This window comes from Lysobacter spongiicola DSM 21749 (assembly GCF_900167055.1).
GTDB lineage: Bacteria > Pseudomonadota > Gammaproteobacteria > Xanthomonadales > Xanthomonadaceae > Novilysobacter > Novilysobacter spongiicola.
Map to the genome: position 1 here is coordinate 36,242 of NZ_FUXP01000005.1, position 13,579 is coordinate 49,820.

The following is a 13,579-nucleotide window of genomic DNA, read 5'->3' on the forward strand; positions in this document are numbered from 1 at the left end:
ACCGGCGGCATCCCGACACTTGGCTTCTCGGCCGCGGCTGGTTCAGCCGCGGCCGTGCCCGTCGTTCGATGCCGGCAACAGGGGCTGGAGCAGCACCATCGTCTGCGCCAGCGCACCGCGTCCGGTTTCCACCAGCGCGCGTCCCGCCTCTGCCATCCGCTCGCGCTCTGCCGGATCGGCCAGGAGTTGAGCCAGGGCTGCCTCGATCCCCGCCTCGTCCTGGCCGACCAGCAGCGCCGTGGCATCCAGAAGCCGCCGCGAGATCTCCGCGAAATTGTGCAGGTGCGGCCCAGTGACGATGGCGGTCCCCGCCGCAGCCGGCTCCAGCAGGTTGTGTCCGCCGATCGGTTGCAGGCTGCCGCCGACAAAGGCGACATCCGCGCAAGCATAGAACTGCATCAGCTCGCCGAGGGTGTCGACCACGAACACATCGTCGTCCTGACCCGGCCATTGGGCACGCGAGCGGGTGGTCACCGTCCATCCGGCCACGCGCGCCTGTTCGGCGACCATCCGGAAGCGCTCCGGGTGCCGGGGGGCCCACAACAGCAGCAGGCCAGGGAACCGGTTGCGCAGGCGACGGTGAATCGACAGCACCGCGCCCTCCTCGTCCTCATGGGTACTGGCTGCGATCCAGACCGGGCGCGCACCACAATGCGATCGGCATTCCGCGGCGAAATCCTCAAGGGCGGGCGGCACCATGACGTCGAACTTCAGGTTGCCGGTCTCGACCACCTGCTCCGGCCGCGCACCGAGCCGCACGAACCGCATCGCGTCGGCCATGGACTGGGCAGCCACGGCCCGCACGGTACGCAGCGCGCGACCCACCAGCGGCGCCAGCACCCTGTAGCCGCGCAGCGACCGCTCCGACAGCCGCGCGTTGATGATGACCACCGGGATGTCGCGGTCCCGACAGCCGAACAGCAGGTTCGGCCACAACTCGGTTTCCATGATCAGGCCCGCGTGGGGCCGGTGGTGGTCGAGGAACCGCGAGATCGCGCCGGGCAGGTCGTAGGGCAGGTAGACGTGCTCCACGTCGTGGCCCCACAGCGCACGCACCCGCTCCGATCCCGTCGGAGTGATGGTGGTGACCAGCAGGCGCAGGTCCGGCCGGCCACGCTTCAACGCCGCCACCAGGGGAATGGCGGCGTTGACTTCGCCCACCGATACCGCGTGCAGCCACAGCGTCCCGGTGTGCGGCCTGTCGTGGTAGCGCGCGTAGCGTTCGCTCCAGCGCATGAAGTAGGCCGGATGCCGGAAACCCCGCCAGATCAGGTGGTACACCGTGACCGGCACCAACAGGTAGAGCGCGGCCGAGTACAGGCCGCGCAACAGGCGCTCGATGGGGTCACTCCGCATGCGCGCAGGATACTTCAGCGTCGTCAAAAGGCGTGACAGCAGCGACCGGTAGAATCCCCGCATGGCCGATGCCCCCTCCCCCACCGACGCCGGATCCCCGCCGTTCGCTCCGCGCCACTGGCCCGCATGGTCGGCCGTCGTCGTGATGTGGCTGGCCGCGCGCCTGCCATGGCGCCTGCAGCGATGGCTCGGCTCCGGCATCGGGGCGCTGGCGATGCGCCTGTCCGCCGACCGCCGGGAAGCCGCCCGCACCAATCTCCGGCTGTGTTTCCCGGAGATGGACGAGCGCGCACGCGAAGCATTGCTGCGCGACAGCTTCCGTGACCTGGGCATCGGCCTGTTCGAGTTCGCGCGTGCGTGGTGGGGCTCCGTGGCACCGATGCGGCGTACCGTCCGCATCGAAGGCGTGGAGGCGATCGAAGCGATCCGTGCGCAGGGCCGCGGCGTGCTGCTGGTGTCGGGGCACTTCATGACCCTGGAGATCTGCGGCCGCCTGATGTGCGACCGGTTGCCGCTGGCCGGTATGTACCGCCGCCACCGTGGACCGGTGATGGAATGGGCGGTCAAGCGCGGCCGGCTCCGCTACGCAACGGCGATGTTCGCCAACGCCGAGCTGCGCCCGGCGATGCGCCACCTCAAGCAGGGCGGCATGCTCTGGTACGCGCCCGACCAGGACATGCGGGGAAAGGAGACGGTGTTCGCACCCTTCTTCGGCGTGCCGGCGGCGACGATCACCGCGACCCACCAGTTCGCGCGGTTGACCGGCTGCGCCGTGGTGCCCTTCCACCACCGTCGCGAGGGAGCGGACTACGTACTCAGGCTGGGTGCGCCGCTGGAGGACTTCCCCTCCGCCGACCCGACCCTCGACAGCACCCGGGTCAACGGCGCCATCGAAGCCATGGTCCGCGAAGCTCCGAGCCAGTACCTGTGGATCCACCGGCGCTTCAAGCGCAGGCCAGAAGGGGTTGCGCCGCCCTATCGCTGAGCGACCGTTGCCGGCTGCTCTCCGTCCTCCGTCGACGTCGCCAGCAGGCTTCCGGCATACAGCGCTGCCAGCAGCAGGGTGAGCCCACCCCAGAATGTCGAATAGAAGGCCAGGTGGGTGTTGAGCGGGAATACCGTCACCACCAGCGCCAGCATCGCCGGGCGCGCGCGCTCCCGGGCAGCGGCATCGGCATAGCGCCATGCCCGCCACGCCAGCGCCGCGCCAGCCAGCCAGAGCAGAAACCCGAACACACCAGTCTCGCTGGCAACTTCCAGCACGATCTGATGGGCATGGAAAGCCGGCCCCTCGCCCCACTGCGCCACTTCACCGGGCTGTGGGTCGCACTGCGGGAAAGCCTCGCGGAACCCGCGTGCTCCAACACCGTTGAAGGGATGGCTGCGGACCATGCATACGGCGGCGCCCCAGATCCGGCTGCGGCCGGACAACGCGGTATCCACGCCCTCCTCGTCCGCGGCGAACACGTGGGTGGTGCGCTGCACCCGCTCCCTCACGTCGCTGGAGACCACCGTCAGCGCCACCAGCACCAGCGCCCCGAAAGCGAACACCGCCAGCAGCTTCTTCCATCCCAGCAGGCGCCAGCCCGAGAACACCAGTACCAGCGCGTAGGTCAGCCAGGAGGCACGCGAGCCGGCGAGGACCACGACGATGCCCACCGCCGCAGCCGCCGCCAGCCAGCCCGCGCTGCCGAAGCGACGCCCGGCCAGAAGCAGCGGGAAAGGCGAAAGGCTGGCGACCACCAGGCCGAGCTTGAGGTTGCAGGGACCGAGGATCCCGCTCAGGCGGTCTGCCACTGCAATTTCCTCGGCGGTGCACATGCCGCGCCCGCTGATGGCGTGCTTGATGGCGTCGATACCCGCGAACAGCGGGCTGGTGCCGGTCATCGCCTGCAGCAGGGCGTCGACGGTCCAGATACCCATGATGATCGCAAGGCCGCCGAAGGTGGTGCGGCGCCCGCGCGCATTGGCGACTGCCGAGGCGGCCAACCACAGGAACGGCAGATAGCGCAGGTCCGCCGCGGCCTCGCGCAGCGAACGCCCGGGATCCACCGCATCGAAGGAAGACACCAGCTCGGGCAGCCAGTAGGCGAAAAACAATACGCTGGTCAGTGCCCACGCCTGGTGGCTCAGCAGCAGGGTGCCGCCGCGGAAGCGCGAGGACACCAGCTTGAAGATCGCCACCAGCGCGCCCAGCACCAGGATGCCCTCGGCATAACCGGGGGCCGGCCACAGCGCCACGTAGGCCAGTACCCACGCTGGCGCCCAGCGCCAACCCTGCACGCGCGGGTTTGCGGGCATCGAAGGGGCTGCAGCGGTCGGTTCAGGCGGATTCGGCATACAGGGACAGGGTGGCGGCTTGCATCGCCGCCAGGGTGTAGTGGGTCAGGTCCGGCATCGTAGCCGCTGGCGATGGCCCGCGCGCGAGCAGCTCCAGTGCGGCGGCCTGCAAGCGCTGCATGTCGAACGGCACGACGGCGCCCGCGGGATGCAGTTCCGCCAGCAACTCGCCGACGCCGCCGTGGGCCCAGCCCAGTACCGGACGCCCCACCGCGAGCGCCTCCACGACAGTGCGGCCGAACGCTTCGGGCTTGCGCGAGAGTTGCAGCACCAGGTCGCTGGCGGCATAGGCGCGGGCGATCGCATCGGTCGGTGCCGAGAACGACACCACGCCGGCCAGGCCCAGCGCGGCCGCATCGTCCTCGAGCTCCTGGATGTACGCCTCCCGCCCCGCCTGTCGCGCACCGGGCAACCACAGGCGTGCATCGAGTCCGGTCGAGCGCAGGCCCGCCAGCAACGCCAACGCGTCACCATGTCCCTTCAGGCGCGTGCCTCGGCCAGGCAGCAGCAACAGCGGCCCTTCACCGTCCAGCTCCGGGTGTTGCGCAACCGCCCACCGCCTTGCATCGGGGTCGGAGGCTGGCGCGTGCGGGAATGCCGCGGGATCGATGCCACGCGGGATCACCACCAGCCGCGCCGGATCGGTGGCCGGATAATGTCGCAGTACGTAATCGTGCACGGTCCGCGACACGCAGACCACGCGTTCGCCACGGGTCATCACCGCGCTGTAGCGGGACGGCGAGTTGAGCCCGTGTACCGTGCTGATCAGTCTTGGCCGCACGGCCGGCGCCATGCCGCGCAGCGCCAGCGCGCCCACCCAGGCCGGGAGCCTGGAGCGTACGTGCAGCACGTCGGCACGCTCCCTCTGCAACAACGCACGGAGCGTCCACGCGTGGCGAAAGGTGAGCGGCGACTTGCGCCCGATATCCAGCGTGACGTGTTCACCGCCCACCGACTGCAGCCGCGGGACCAGGCGCCCGCCAGCCGACACCACGATCGCGCGGTGCCCGGCCTCCACCAGCGCCTGTGCGATCTCCAAAGTGGAACGCTCGACGCCCCCGGCTTCGAGCGCCGGCAGCAACTGGACCACGGTCAGCCGGCGCGTGCCCACGGACCGTGGGATGGCTCAGTCCTCGAGGACGAACACTGCGCCGCAGTAGGGGCAGGCGCACTCGCGCTCGGCCTCGATCGGCAGGTAGACCCGCGGGTGCGAGTTCCACAGCGCCATCGACGGCATCGGGCAGCTCAGCGGCAGGTCCGCGCGGGTCACGGTGTAGCGACGCTCGGCATTGGGCTGGATCGGATGGGCGGGGGCTGCGGTCATCGGAGGGGCCACGGATGGTGCGAGGCGGGCAGTTTAACAGCCGCCCGCGCGGCGCAGCCCTACAACGGCAGGTCGAACAGCAGGATTTCGCTCACGGGGGCGCCGATACCCTGCAGTTGCAGTTGTCCACCCTCCCCGGTCATGCCGATGGCGTCGCCGGCGGCCAGGCGGCTGTCGCCGGACTCGACCTCGCCGGTGGCCACGTGCAGCCAGTACCTGCGGTCCGGCTCCAGGTCGAACCCGGCCACTTGTTCCTTCCGCAGGCCGACCCGGTAGAGCCTCGCATCCTGGCGGATGGCGATGCTGCCCGCGGCACCATCGGGAGAGGCCAGCAGCTGCCAGCCGTCACCCTCCACCGGCGCGCGGCTGGCATAGGCAGGCGCCGCGTTGACCCGGTCCGGCTGCAGCCAGACCTGCAGGAAGTGCACGGGCTCGTCCGCCGAGGCGTTGTACTCGCTGTGCTCGACCCCATGGCCGGCACCCATCCATTGCAGCTCGCCGGGGCCGACCACGCCCTCCGCCCCACTGCTGTCACGGTGGGCGAGTCGCCCCGACAGCACGTAACTGAGGATTTCCATGTTGGCGTGGCGGTGGGGCGGGAAGCCCGCCCCCGGAGCCACGCGGTCCTCGTTGATCACCCGCAAGGGGCCGAAACCCATCCACGCCGGGTCGTAGTAGTGGCCGAACGAAAAAGTGTGGCGGCTGTCCAGCCACTCGACCTGGGCGGGGCCCCGGCCGCGGCTGGCTGCCCGGCGTTCGATGATCATCGGAGTTCCTCAGCCGGCAGCGTCGGCCGTCCCGGCCTTGGGCACGGTGGCCTCGGTGGTGATGCGGATCTCCACCTCGTCGCTCACGTTGGGCGCGTACATGCCCATGTCGAAGTCGCTTCGCTTGATGGTGGTGGTCGCATCGAAGCCGGCCGCCGGCTGGCCACTCATCGGCTGGGTCCCGATCCGGTTGATGGTGACGTCCAGCACCACCGGCTTGGTGATGCCGCGCAGGGTCAGGTCGCCGGCCACCTTGAGCCGGTCCTCGCCCGCGGCTTCGACGCCGGTGCTGGAGAAGGTGATCTCCGGATGGTTCGCGGCGTCGAAGAAATCGCCGCTGCGCAGGTGCTCGTCGAAGGCCTCGACGTGGGAATCCAGGCCGGCCAGCGGAATGGTCACCTGGACGGAGGAGGCGCCGACGTTGTCGGGGTCGTAGGTGATGGTGCCGTCGACCTGGCCGAAGTGAGCAATCGGGTTGGAGAAGCCGAAGTGGCTCCAGCTGGCGATCACGTCGGTATGGTTCGGGTCCATGGTGTAGGTCACCGGCTCGGCGAGCGTGGCGAAGCTGGCGGCGGACAGGGCGGCGGCCAGCGTGAGTTGCTTGAACATGGGGAGATCCTCTGTGGGCCGGGCAAGGCCGGCGGGTGTCGGGGGACGGGGAACTCAGGCGATGCGCGCGGCTTCCTCGAATGGCAGCCGCGGGGAACGAGGGAACAGGGCCGCAGGGTTGCCGTGGCCCAGGTTGACCAGGAAATTGGACTTGACCGTCGTGTCCTTGAAGAAGGTCTCGTCGACCATCGCGTTGTTGAAGCCGGACATCGGGCCGGTATCCAGGCCCAGCGCGCGCGCGGCCAGGATCAGGTACGCACCCTGCAGCGTGCCATTGCGGAAGGCGGCGGCACTGCGGCCCTCGCGCGGGCCCTCAAACCAGCTGCGGGCATCGACATGCGGAAACAGGTAGGGCAGCTTCTCGTGGAAGTCCTCGTCATGTCCGATGATCACGGTGACCGGAGCGGCCATGGTCTTGGCCCGGTTGCCTTCGTCCAGTGCAGGCTCCAGCAGGGCCTTGGCCTCCGGCGATTTCACGAACACGAAGCGCGCCGGGCTCATGTTGGCGCTGGTCGGCCCCCATTTCAGCAGCTCGTAGAGCGCCCGGATGGTGTCGTCGGAGACCTCGCCGCCAAGCTCGTTGTGGGTCCGCGCTTCGCGGAAGAGCCTGTCGAGTGCCTGCGGGTCGAGTGCTTCGTGCGGGTGCTGGGCCATGGGTCCTCCATTGGGCCGCGAGGAGTCGCGGCGGTCTCCAGCAAGTGTAGAGTCTGACGTGGCGCGCAACACCCGGCAGGCTTGCAACGGATTGACGACATCCATGGAACAACGCACCCCCCATCCCGATACCTGGATCCTGACGGACGGCAATGCCGGAAACCTCCGCCAGGCCCGCGCATTGGCGCTGGCGATGAAGCTGCAGGCCGAGGAATGGAGCCTGCAAGCCCGGGCGCCATGGCGACAGCTCGCGCCACGGATGTTGCCTGGCGCGGATCGCGCGTTCGGCAGCGGTTTCCGCGGTGCCTTGGCCCGCCCGCCAGCACTTGCGATCGGCTGCGGCCGCCAAGCGGGCCTTGCCACGCGCCTCGCCCGGCGCGCCGGCGCCCGGGCGGTGCAGATCCTCGACCCGCGCATCCCGCCCGGTCACTGGGACGTGGTGGTGGCACCCGAGCACGACGGCCTGCACGGGCAGAACGTGGTCCACGTGCTCGGCAGCCTGCATCCCGTGGACGACGGCTGGCTGGAGGCCGCGCGACGGCACTACACGGCACTATCGACCCTGCAACAGCCGCGGACGGCGGTGCTGCTGGGAGGCGACAGTGCGCACGCGAAATTCGACCAGGGGTTCGTGGATCAACTGGCCGAACGGCTGCACCGCCGCGCCGAAGCGGAAGATGGTTGCCTGCTGGTCACCGCCTCGCGTCGAACGCCGCCGGACGTGGCCGCTCGCCTCGTTGCACGATTCGGCCGGCGTGCGGGCGTGGTCTGGACCGGGCCGGGCGACGGCGCCAATCCCTACCCCGGGCTGCTCGCCTGCGCGGACCGCATCGTCTGCACCGCAGACTCGGTGAACATGCTGTCGGAGGCCTGTGCCACCCGTGTCCCGGTATTCGTCGCCGGCATCGACCGCCTCGGTGGACGGCCCCGCAGGTTCGTCGACAGCCTGCTGGGCATGGGGCGGGTGCGGGCGCTTGACGAGCACATGGCCTCGTTCCCGGTGACGCCGCTGCGCGAGACCGCACGCGTCGCGCGGGAAGTCCATCGCCGCCTCGGCCTCGACAGCGGCGCAGGGGACGACTGATTCGAGCAGCCGCGGCCTCTAGAGGAAATCGAGCCCCTGCGCGCGGGTGGCGGACCTGATTGCGCCGCGGGCGGCCTCCAGCGAGTCATCGGTCGGCACGCGCCTGTGGCGACGATCAAGGGAGCACTCCAGCGCCCGGTGCAGCAACGTGGCATGGGCCGCACGCAGCGCCTCGCAGACCTGCGGCTGCAGGGTCCCCGCCTCCTGCAGTGCCTCGAGCAGTGCCGGCGAGGCTCGCGGCTCCAGCAGCGGCGGGTGGCTCGCGGCACGCTCGAGCACCAGCGCCTGCAGCAGGAACTCGAGGTCCACCAGGCCGCCCTCGCCCTGCTTCAGATCGAATATGCCGCCCCGGCCGCGATCCAGCTCCGCCCGCATCCGCATCCGCATCCCGGTGATGTCGGCGCGTAACTGCGCCGCGTCCCGCACGCGCCCCAGGACCTGCGCGCGTACTTGCTCGAAATCACCGCAGAGGCCGGCATCTCCGCTGACGCAGCGTGCCCTGACCAGCGCCTGGTGCTCCCAGGTCCAGGCGCGCAGCCGCTGGTACTCGGCGAAGCTCGACAGGCCCGAAACCAGTAGCCCCTTGGCCCCGTCCGGGCGGAGCCGCACGTCGACGTCGAACAAGCGTCCGGCGGCCGTCGGCGTGCCGAGCAAGGCGACCACCTTCTGCGCCAGCCGGGCGTACCACCGCTGGGTATCCAGTGGCCGCGGGCCATCCGAAGTGGCCTGGGCGTCGGCGTCGTACAGGAACACCAGGTCGAGGTCGGAGCCGAAGCCCAACTCTTCACCGCCCAGGCTTCCGTAGCCCAGCACCGCGAAGCGCGCACCTGGCAACCGCCCGTGCGCAGCGGCGACTTCGCGCTCGGCCAGCGCCAGCACCCGCCGCACCACGCCGTCGGCCAGCCATGCGAGCTGCCGGGCACTTTCGGCCGCCGCCTGCCTGCCATCGCGGAACGCCATGGCGATCCGGAAACTGAAGGCCTGCCTGAGCTCGTTGAGTGCATTGAGGATCGCTTCCGGATCGTCGGCGGCGGTGTCGTCGGCCTCGCTCGCCACCGCCACGCAGGCCTCCACCAGTTCTTCCCGGTCGGGCAGCGGGCCGCCGATGCGCACGTCGAGCAGCTCGTCCAGCAACAGCGGGTAAGCCGCCAGCCGTTCCGCCAGCAGCGCGCTGTGGGTGACCACCTCGACCAGCCGCGCCAGCGCCGCCGGCTGCTCATCCAGCAGGGCGAGATAGGCACTGCGACGCAAAATGTTGTGCAGCATCGCCAGCAGGCGCCGCAGGGCAAGCATGGGTTCACTCGATCTGGCCGCACCGTGGACGAGTGCCGGCAGGACACGGTCGAGCCGGGCCCGGGTGCTGTCGGACAGGCCCTGCACGCCCGGGCTGCGCGCGAAGTCCCTGAGCAGCGCGTCGGCGTTGCGCGGTTCGGCGAAACCCGCTTCGGCCATCGCATCCGCATCCCCCGCTTCGGGCAAGGCGCGCCAGTAGGCGTCCAGCGCCGTGCCCTCGCTGCGTTGCTCGCGTGGCGCCAGCAGCGCCGCGAACTCTTCACGGACTGCGTTGCGATGATGCGTCAGGTCCGCCAGCAGCTCGGTCCAGCCGGGGTAGCCCAGGCCGACGGCGATCCGGAGGCGATCCGTATCATCGCCCGGCAGTTCGTGGGTCTGGGCGTCGCGCAGCATCTGCAGGCGGTTTTCCAGACGCCGCAGGAACCGGTAGGCCGACACCAGCGAAGCCGCCGCGTCGGGCTCCACCTGGTTGGACTCCACCAGCGCGTCCAGCGCCGGCCGCAGCGCACGCGATCGCAGGTCCGGCTCCCGGCCGCCCCGGATCAGCTGCAGCGCCTGGACCAGGAACTCGATCTCGCGAATCCCGCCAGGGCCGCGCTTGATGTCCTCGGTGAGCTCCTTGCGTGCAACTTCCGCGCTGATCGCCGCCTTCATCTCGCGCAGCCCGTCGAGCGCGCCGAAGTCGAGGTAGCGGCGGTAGATGAAGGGACGCAGGGAATCGAGGAACTGCTCCCCGGCGTCGATGTCCCCCGCCACCGGCCGCGCCTTCTGCCAGGCATAACGCTCCCAGTCCCGGCCTTCGCGCTGGAAGTACATTTCCATCGCCGGGAACGACCATGCCACCCGCCCGGCGTTGCCATAGGGCCGCAGGCGCAGGTCGACACGGTGGCAAAACCCCTCGGCGGTGATCTCGTCCAGCAGCTTGGCCAGTTGCTGCCCGAGGCGCGAATAGTAGTTCTCGGCATCCAGGGGCCTTGGTCCATCGGATTCGCCGCCATGCTCGTAGCCGTAGACCAGGTCGATGTCCGAGCTGAAGTTCAGTTCGCCGCCGCCGAGCTTGCCGAGGGCGAACACCACGATGCGTTGGGGTTTTCCAGCCGGGTCGCGGACATGGCCGTGCCTGCCGGCAAATTCTTTTTCCAGTGCAGCGAGCGCGGCCTGCAGGCAGTGCTCGGCCAGCGCAGTGGTGGCGGCGAGCGTGTCTTCGAGCTGATCCAGGTCCAGCACATCCCGCCAGACGATCCGGGTTGATTCGGCAGCGCGGAAGCGGCGCAGCAAGGCCTGCCAGTCCTGGCGGCCTTCGGGCTGCAGCGAGGGAACCTCAAGCGCCGTCGCACCGTCATCGGCCAGCAATCGCTGCAGCAGCGCCGGTTGCCTGACCAGCGTGTCGACCGCGAAATCCGAAGCCACGGCGATGGCGCGCAGCCGCGGGGCGAGGGGCCTAGGGTGGGCATCGCCCAGTGCTTGCGCCAATCGCTCCAGCGCGCGGTCCACTGGCGGGGCGAGGGCTTCTCGGGTGGTCGGGGTCATCGACCCGATGATGGCATGCAGGCACGGAAGGCCGGAAAGTAAAAAGCCCGCTCCGGTCGAAACCGGAAGCGGGCCTGCTCCCTCCCCCACGTCGGGATGCGCCCTGATCGTGAAGGAGTTGTTAGTGCGGATGCACGCTGCAGTGCAAAAAAGAACCGGGCGGTACTGGAATTGAAGCGGTATGGCCAAAAAAAAGGCCCCGCCAAAGCGGGGCCTCCTCTAGCAGGGTGCAGCCTCGATCAGAAGCCCATGCCGCCCATGTCGCCCATGCCACCGCCGGCCGGCATCGCCGGCTCGTCCTTCTTCGGCAGCTCGCCGACCATCGCTTCGGTCGTGATCATCAGACCGGCGATCGACGCGGCATTCTGCAGCGCGGTGCGGGTGACCTTGGTCGGGTCCAGGATGCCGAACTCGAGCATGTCGCCATACTCACCGTTGGCGGCGTTGTAGCCGTAGCTGCCCGTGCCTTCCTTGACCTTGTTGAGGATCACGGACGGCTCTTCACCGGCGTTGGTGACGATTTCGCGCAGCGGGGCTTCCATCGCGCGCAGGGCGATCTGGATGCCGTGGTTCTGGTCTTCGTTGATGCCCTTGAGGTCGGTGATCGCGGCCAGCGCGCGCACCAGCGCCACGCCACCACCCGGAACCACGCCTTCCTCGACGGCGGCGCGGGTCGCGTGCAGTGCGTCCTCGACGCGGGCCTTCTTCTCCTTCATCTCGATCTCGGTCGATGCACCGACCTTGATCACCGCGACACCGCCGGCCAGCTTGGCCACGCGCTCCTGCAGCTTCTCGCGGTCGTAGTCGGAGGAGGTCTCCTCGATCTGCGCCTTGATCTGCTTGATGCGGCTCTCGATGCCACCGGTCTCGCCGGCGCCGTCGATGATGGTGGTGTTCTCCTTGGAGATCTGCACCTTCTTCGCGCGGCCGAGATCATTGATGGTCGCCTTCTCCAGCTGCAGACCGATCTCCTCGGAGATCACGGTGCCGCCGGTCAGCACGGCCATGTCTTCGAGCATGGCCTTGCGACGGTCGCCGAAGCCCGGGGCCTTGACGGCGCAGACCTTGACGATGCCGCGGATGGTGTTGACGACCAGGGTGGCCAGGGCCTCGCCCTCGACATCCTCGGCGACGATCAGCAGCGGCTTGCCGGCCTTGGCCACGCCCTCGAGGACGGGCAGCAGGTCACGCACGTTGGAGATCTTCTTGTCGTAGAGCAGGATGAACGGATCGTCCAGCTCGGCCTGCATCGACTGCTGGTTGTTGATGAAGTACGGCGACAGGTAGCCGCGGTCGAACTGCATGCCCTCGACCACGTCCAGCTCGTTGTCCAGGCCCGAGCCTTCCTCGACGGTGATGACGCCTTCCTTGCCAACCTTGTCCATCGCCTGGGCGATGAGGTCACCGATGTTGGTGTCGGAGTTGGCGGAGATCGCACCGACCTGGGCGATTTCCTTGCTGGTGGACGACGGCTTGGAGATCTTCTTGAGCTCCTCGACGGCGCCGATCACGGCCTTGTCGATGCCGCGCTTGAGGTCCATCGGGTTCATGCCGGCGGCGACCGCCTTCATGCCCTCGCGGATCAGCGCCTGGGCCAGCACGGTGGCGGTGGTGGTGCCGTCACCAGCGATGTCGGAGGTCTTGGAAGCGACTTCCTTGACCATCTGCGCGCCCATGTTCTCGAACTTGTCGGCCAGCTCGATCTCCTTGGCGACGGACACGCCGTCCTTGGTGATCGTTGGGGCGCCGAAGCTCTTGTCGAGCACGACGTTGCGGCCCTTCGGGCCGAGGGTGGCCTTGACGGCATTGGCGAGGGTGTTGACGCCGCGCAGCATCTTGGAGCGCGCGTCTTCGCCGAAACGAATTTCCTTGGCAGCCATTAGCGGATTACCTCAAAAAGAATGCGAAAAAGGGGGACAGTTGAACGGAAGGTCCGCGATCAGCCGAGGATCGCGAAGATGTCGTCTTCCTTCACGACCAGCAGTTCGTTGCCGTCGAGCTTCACCTCGGTACCGCTGTACTTGCCGAACAGCACCTTGTCGCCGACCTTGACCTGCGGCGCACGGGTGCTGCCGTTGTCCAGGGCCTTGCCCTCGCCGACCGCGACCACCTCGCCCTTGATCGGCTTCTCGGTGGCCGAGTCGGGGATCACGATGCCGCCCGCGGACATCTTTTCTTCTTCCATGCGCTTGATGACCACGCGGTCGAACAGCGGCTTGATATTCATGTCTACAACCTCATAAGTGGTTGAATGGATGGGGAAAAACGCTGAAATCTGGCAGTCGCCCCGGCGGAGTGCCAACCGCCGGCGCGACAGCGCCCGGAATCCGGGACTGCGACGGAGATGGGGCGGGCATGGCGGGTTTCAAGGGGGACGGCACGAAAAAGTGGCCGGGGCGTCGACGGCGCGACAAAAAAGAACGCGCCTCCTGCGAGACGCGTTCTTCCGGTTTCGGGATTGGCTTCCGAGCGCGGCGCGCTCCTGCGCCTCTCCCCTGACCTGAGACCCCCATGTCTAAATCGACGTCCTTGTCGACTGGAGCCGATCTTGGCCTCTCCGATCGCCAGTGGCTAGAGTATGGACCGCCCGTCGCTGCGCCCTTCCGGTAGCACACATCTGTG

At 68.8% G+C, this 13,579-nt stretch carries 12 protein-coding genes; 2 read left to right on the forward strand and 10 right to left on the reverse strand.

Going from position 1 to position 13,579, the window contains the following annotated elements; genetic code table 11:
* Positions 1 to 42 precede the first annotated feature (42 nt).
* The gene (gene waaA / locus B5D37_RS08005; RefSeq protein ID WP_078758363.1) at positions 43 to 1,356 is read right to left on the reverse strand and encodes a lipid IV(A) 3-deoxy-D-manno-octulosonic acid transferase; all 1,314 of its coding nucleotides are present in this window, start codon (positions 1,354 to 1,356) and stop codon (positions 43 to 45) included.
* 61 nt (positions 1,357 to 1,417) lie between these two features.
* On the opposite strand from waaA, the gene lpxL reads away from it, so the two are divergent.
* Positions 1,418 to 2,341, forward strand: coding sequence for an LpxL/LpxP family Kdo(2)-lipid IV(A) lauroyl/palmitoleoyl acyltransferase (lpxL, locus tag B5D37_RS08010; protein WP_078758206.1), 924 nt, complete (start codon positions 1,418 to 1,420; stop codon positions 2,339 to 2,341).
* Here the strand turns inward: lpxL and B5D37_RS08015 are convergent.
* From B5D37_RS08015 to B5D37_RS08040, 6 genes are read right to left on the reverse strand one after another with little or no spacing between them, the layout of a single operon-like run.
* A complete protein-coding gene (locus B5D37_RS08015) occupies positions 2,332 to 3,657 on the reverse strand; it encodes an O-antigen ligase family protein (protein WP_143814215.1) in 1,326 nt (441 codons plus the stop codon). The two genes, lpxL and B5D37_RS08015, sit on opposite strands and share 10 nt — an antisense overlap.
* Before the next feature lie 22 nt (positions 3,658 to 3,679).
* Entirely contained in the window at positions 3,680 to 4,807 is a 1,128-nt protein-coding gene (locus B5D37_RS08020; RefSeq protein ID WP_234987757.1) for a glycosyltransferase, read from the reverse strand.
* Between the two features lie 15 nt (positions 4,808 to 4,822).
* On the reverse strand, positions 4,823 to 5,020 hold the full coding sequence (locus tag B5D37_RS08025; RefSeq protein WP_078758208.1) for a zinc-finger domain-containing protein: 198 nt from the start codon (positions 5,018 to 5,020) through the stop codon (positions 4,823 to 4,825).
* Positions 5,021 to 5,079: 59 nt separating this feature from the next.
* The gene (locus B5D37_RS08030; protein WP_078758209.1) at positions 5,080 to 5,787 is read right to left on the reverse strand and encodes a pirin family protein; all 708 of its coding nucleotides are present in this window, start codon (positions 5,785 to 5,787) and stop codon (positions 5,080 to 5,082) included.
* A gap of 9 nt (positions 5,788 to 5,796) precedes the next feature.
* On the reverse strand, positions 5,797 to 6,396 hold the full coding sequence (locus B5D37_RS08035) for a YceI family protein (protein ID WP_078758210.1): 600 nt from the start codon (positions 6,394 to 6,396) through the stop codon (positions 5,797 to 5,799).
* Positions 6,397 to 6,450: 54 nt separating this feature from the next.
* Entirely contained in the window at positions 6,451 to 7,050 is a 600-nt protein-coding gene (locus B5D37_RS08040; RefSeq protein WP_078758211.1) for a malonic semialdehyde reductase, read from the reverse strand.
* Between the two features lie 103 nt (positions 7,051 to 7,153).
* Here B5D37_RS08040 and B5D37_RS08045 point away from each other — a divergent pair, with 103 nt between their 5' ends.
* Complete coding sequence (locus tag B5D37_RS08045; RefSeq protein ID WP_078758212.1) at positions 7,154 to 8,134, forward strand: mitochondrial fission ELM1 family protein; 981 nt, start codon at positions 7,154 to 7,156, stop codon at positions 8,132 to 8,134.
* Positions 8,135 to 8,152: 18 nt separating this feature from the next.
* On the opposite strand, the gene glnE is transcribed toward B5D37_RS08045, so the two are convergent.
* From glnE to groES, 3 genes are all read right to left on the reverse strand, one after another.
* Complete coding sequence (gene glnE, locus B5D37_RS08050; protein ID WP_078758213.1) at positions 8,153 to 10,957, reverse strand: bifunctional [glutamate--ammonia ligase]-adenylyl-L-tyrosine phosphorylase/[glutamate--ammonia-ligase] adenylyltransferase; 2,805 nt, start codon at positions 10,955 to 10,957, stop codon at positions 8,153 to 8,155.
* A 239-nt stretch (positions 10,958 to 11,196) separates the two neighbouring features.
* Positions 11,197 to 12,837, reverse strand: coding sequence for a chaperonin GroEL (groL, locus tag B5D37_RS08055; protein ID WP_078758214.1), 1,641 nt, complete (start codon positions 12,835 to 12,837; stop codon positions 11,197 to 11,199).
* A gap of 59 nt (positions 12,838 to 12,896) precedes the next feature.
* Entirely contained in the window at positions 12,897 to 13,184 is a 288-nt protein-coding gene (groES, locus tag B5D37_RS08060) for a co-chaperone GroES (protein ID WP_078758215.1), read from the reverse strand.
* Between the last annotated feature and the right edge of the window lie 395 nt (positions 13,185 to 13,579).

Bases quoted from the DNA above. Each gene is read 5' to 3' on its own strand.
- B5D37_RS08030 (WP_078758209.1), bottom strand. From the start codon at position 5,787: ATGATCATCGAACGCCGGGCAGCCAGCCGCGGCCGGGGCCCCGCCCAG.
- B5D37_RS08015 (WP_143814215.1), bottom strand. From the start codon at position 3,657: ATGCCCGCAAACCCGCGCGTGCAGGGTTGGCGCTGGGCGCCAGCGTGG.
- groL (WP_078758214.1), bottom strand. From the start codon at position 12,837: ATGGCTGCCAAGGAAATTCGTTTCGGCGAAGACGCGCGCTCCAAGATG.
- B5D37_RS08035 (WP_078758210.1), bottom strand. From the start codon at position 6,396: ATGTTCAAGCAACTCACGCTGGCCGCCGCCCTGTCCGCCGCCAGCTTC.
- B5D37_RS08045 (WP_078758212.1), top strand. From the start codon at position 7,154: ATGGAACAACGCACCCCCCATCCCGATACCTGGATCCTGACGGACGGC.
- glnE (WP_078758213.1), bottom strand. From the start codon at position 10,957: ATGACCCCGACCACCCGAGAAGCCCTCGCCCCGCCAGTGGACCGCGCG.
- waaA (WP_078758363.1), bottom strand. From the start codon at position 1,356: ATGCGGAGTGACCCCATCGAGCGCCTGTTGCGCGGCCTGTACTCGGCC.
- B5D37_RS08025 (WP_078758208.1), bottom strand. From the start codon at position 5,020: ATGACCGCAGCCCCCGCCCATCCGATCCAGCCCAATGCCGAGCGTCGC.
- lpxL (WP_078758206.1), top strand. From the start codon at position 1,418: ATGGCCGATGCCCCCTCCCCCACCGACGCCGGATCCCCGCCGTTCGCT.
- B5D37_RS08040 (WP_078758211.1), bottom strand. From the start codon at position 7,050: ATGGCCCAGCACCCGCACGAAGCACTCGACCCGCAGGCACTCGACAGG.
- groES (WP_078758215.1), bottom strand. From the start codon at position 13,184: ATGAATATCAAGCCGCTGTTCGACCGCGTGGTCATCAAGCGCATGGAA.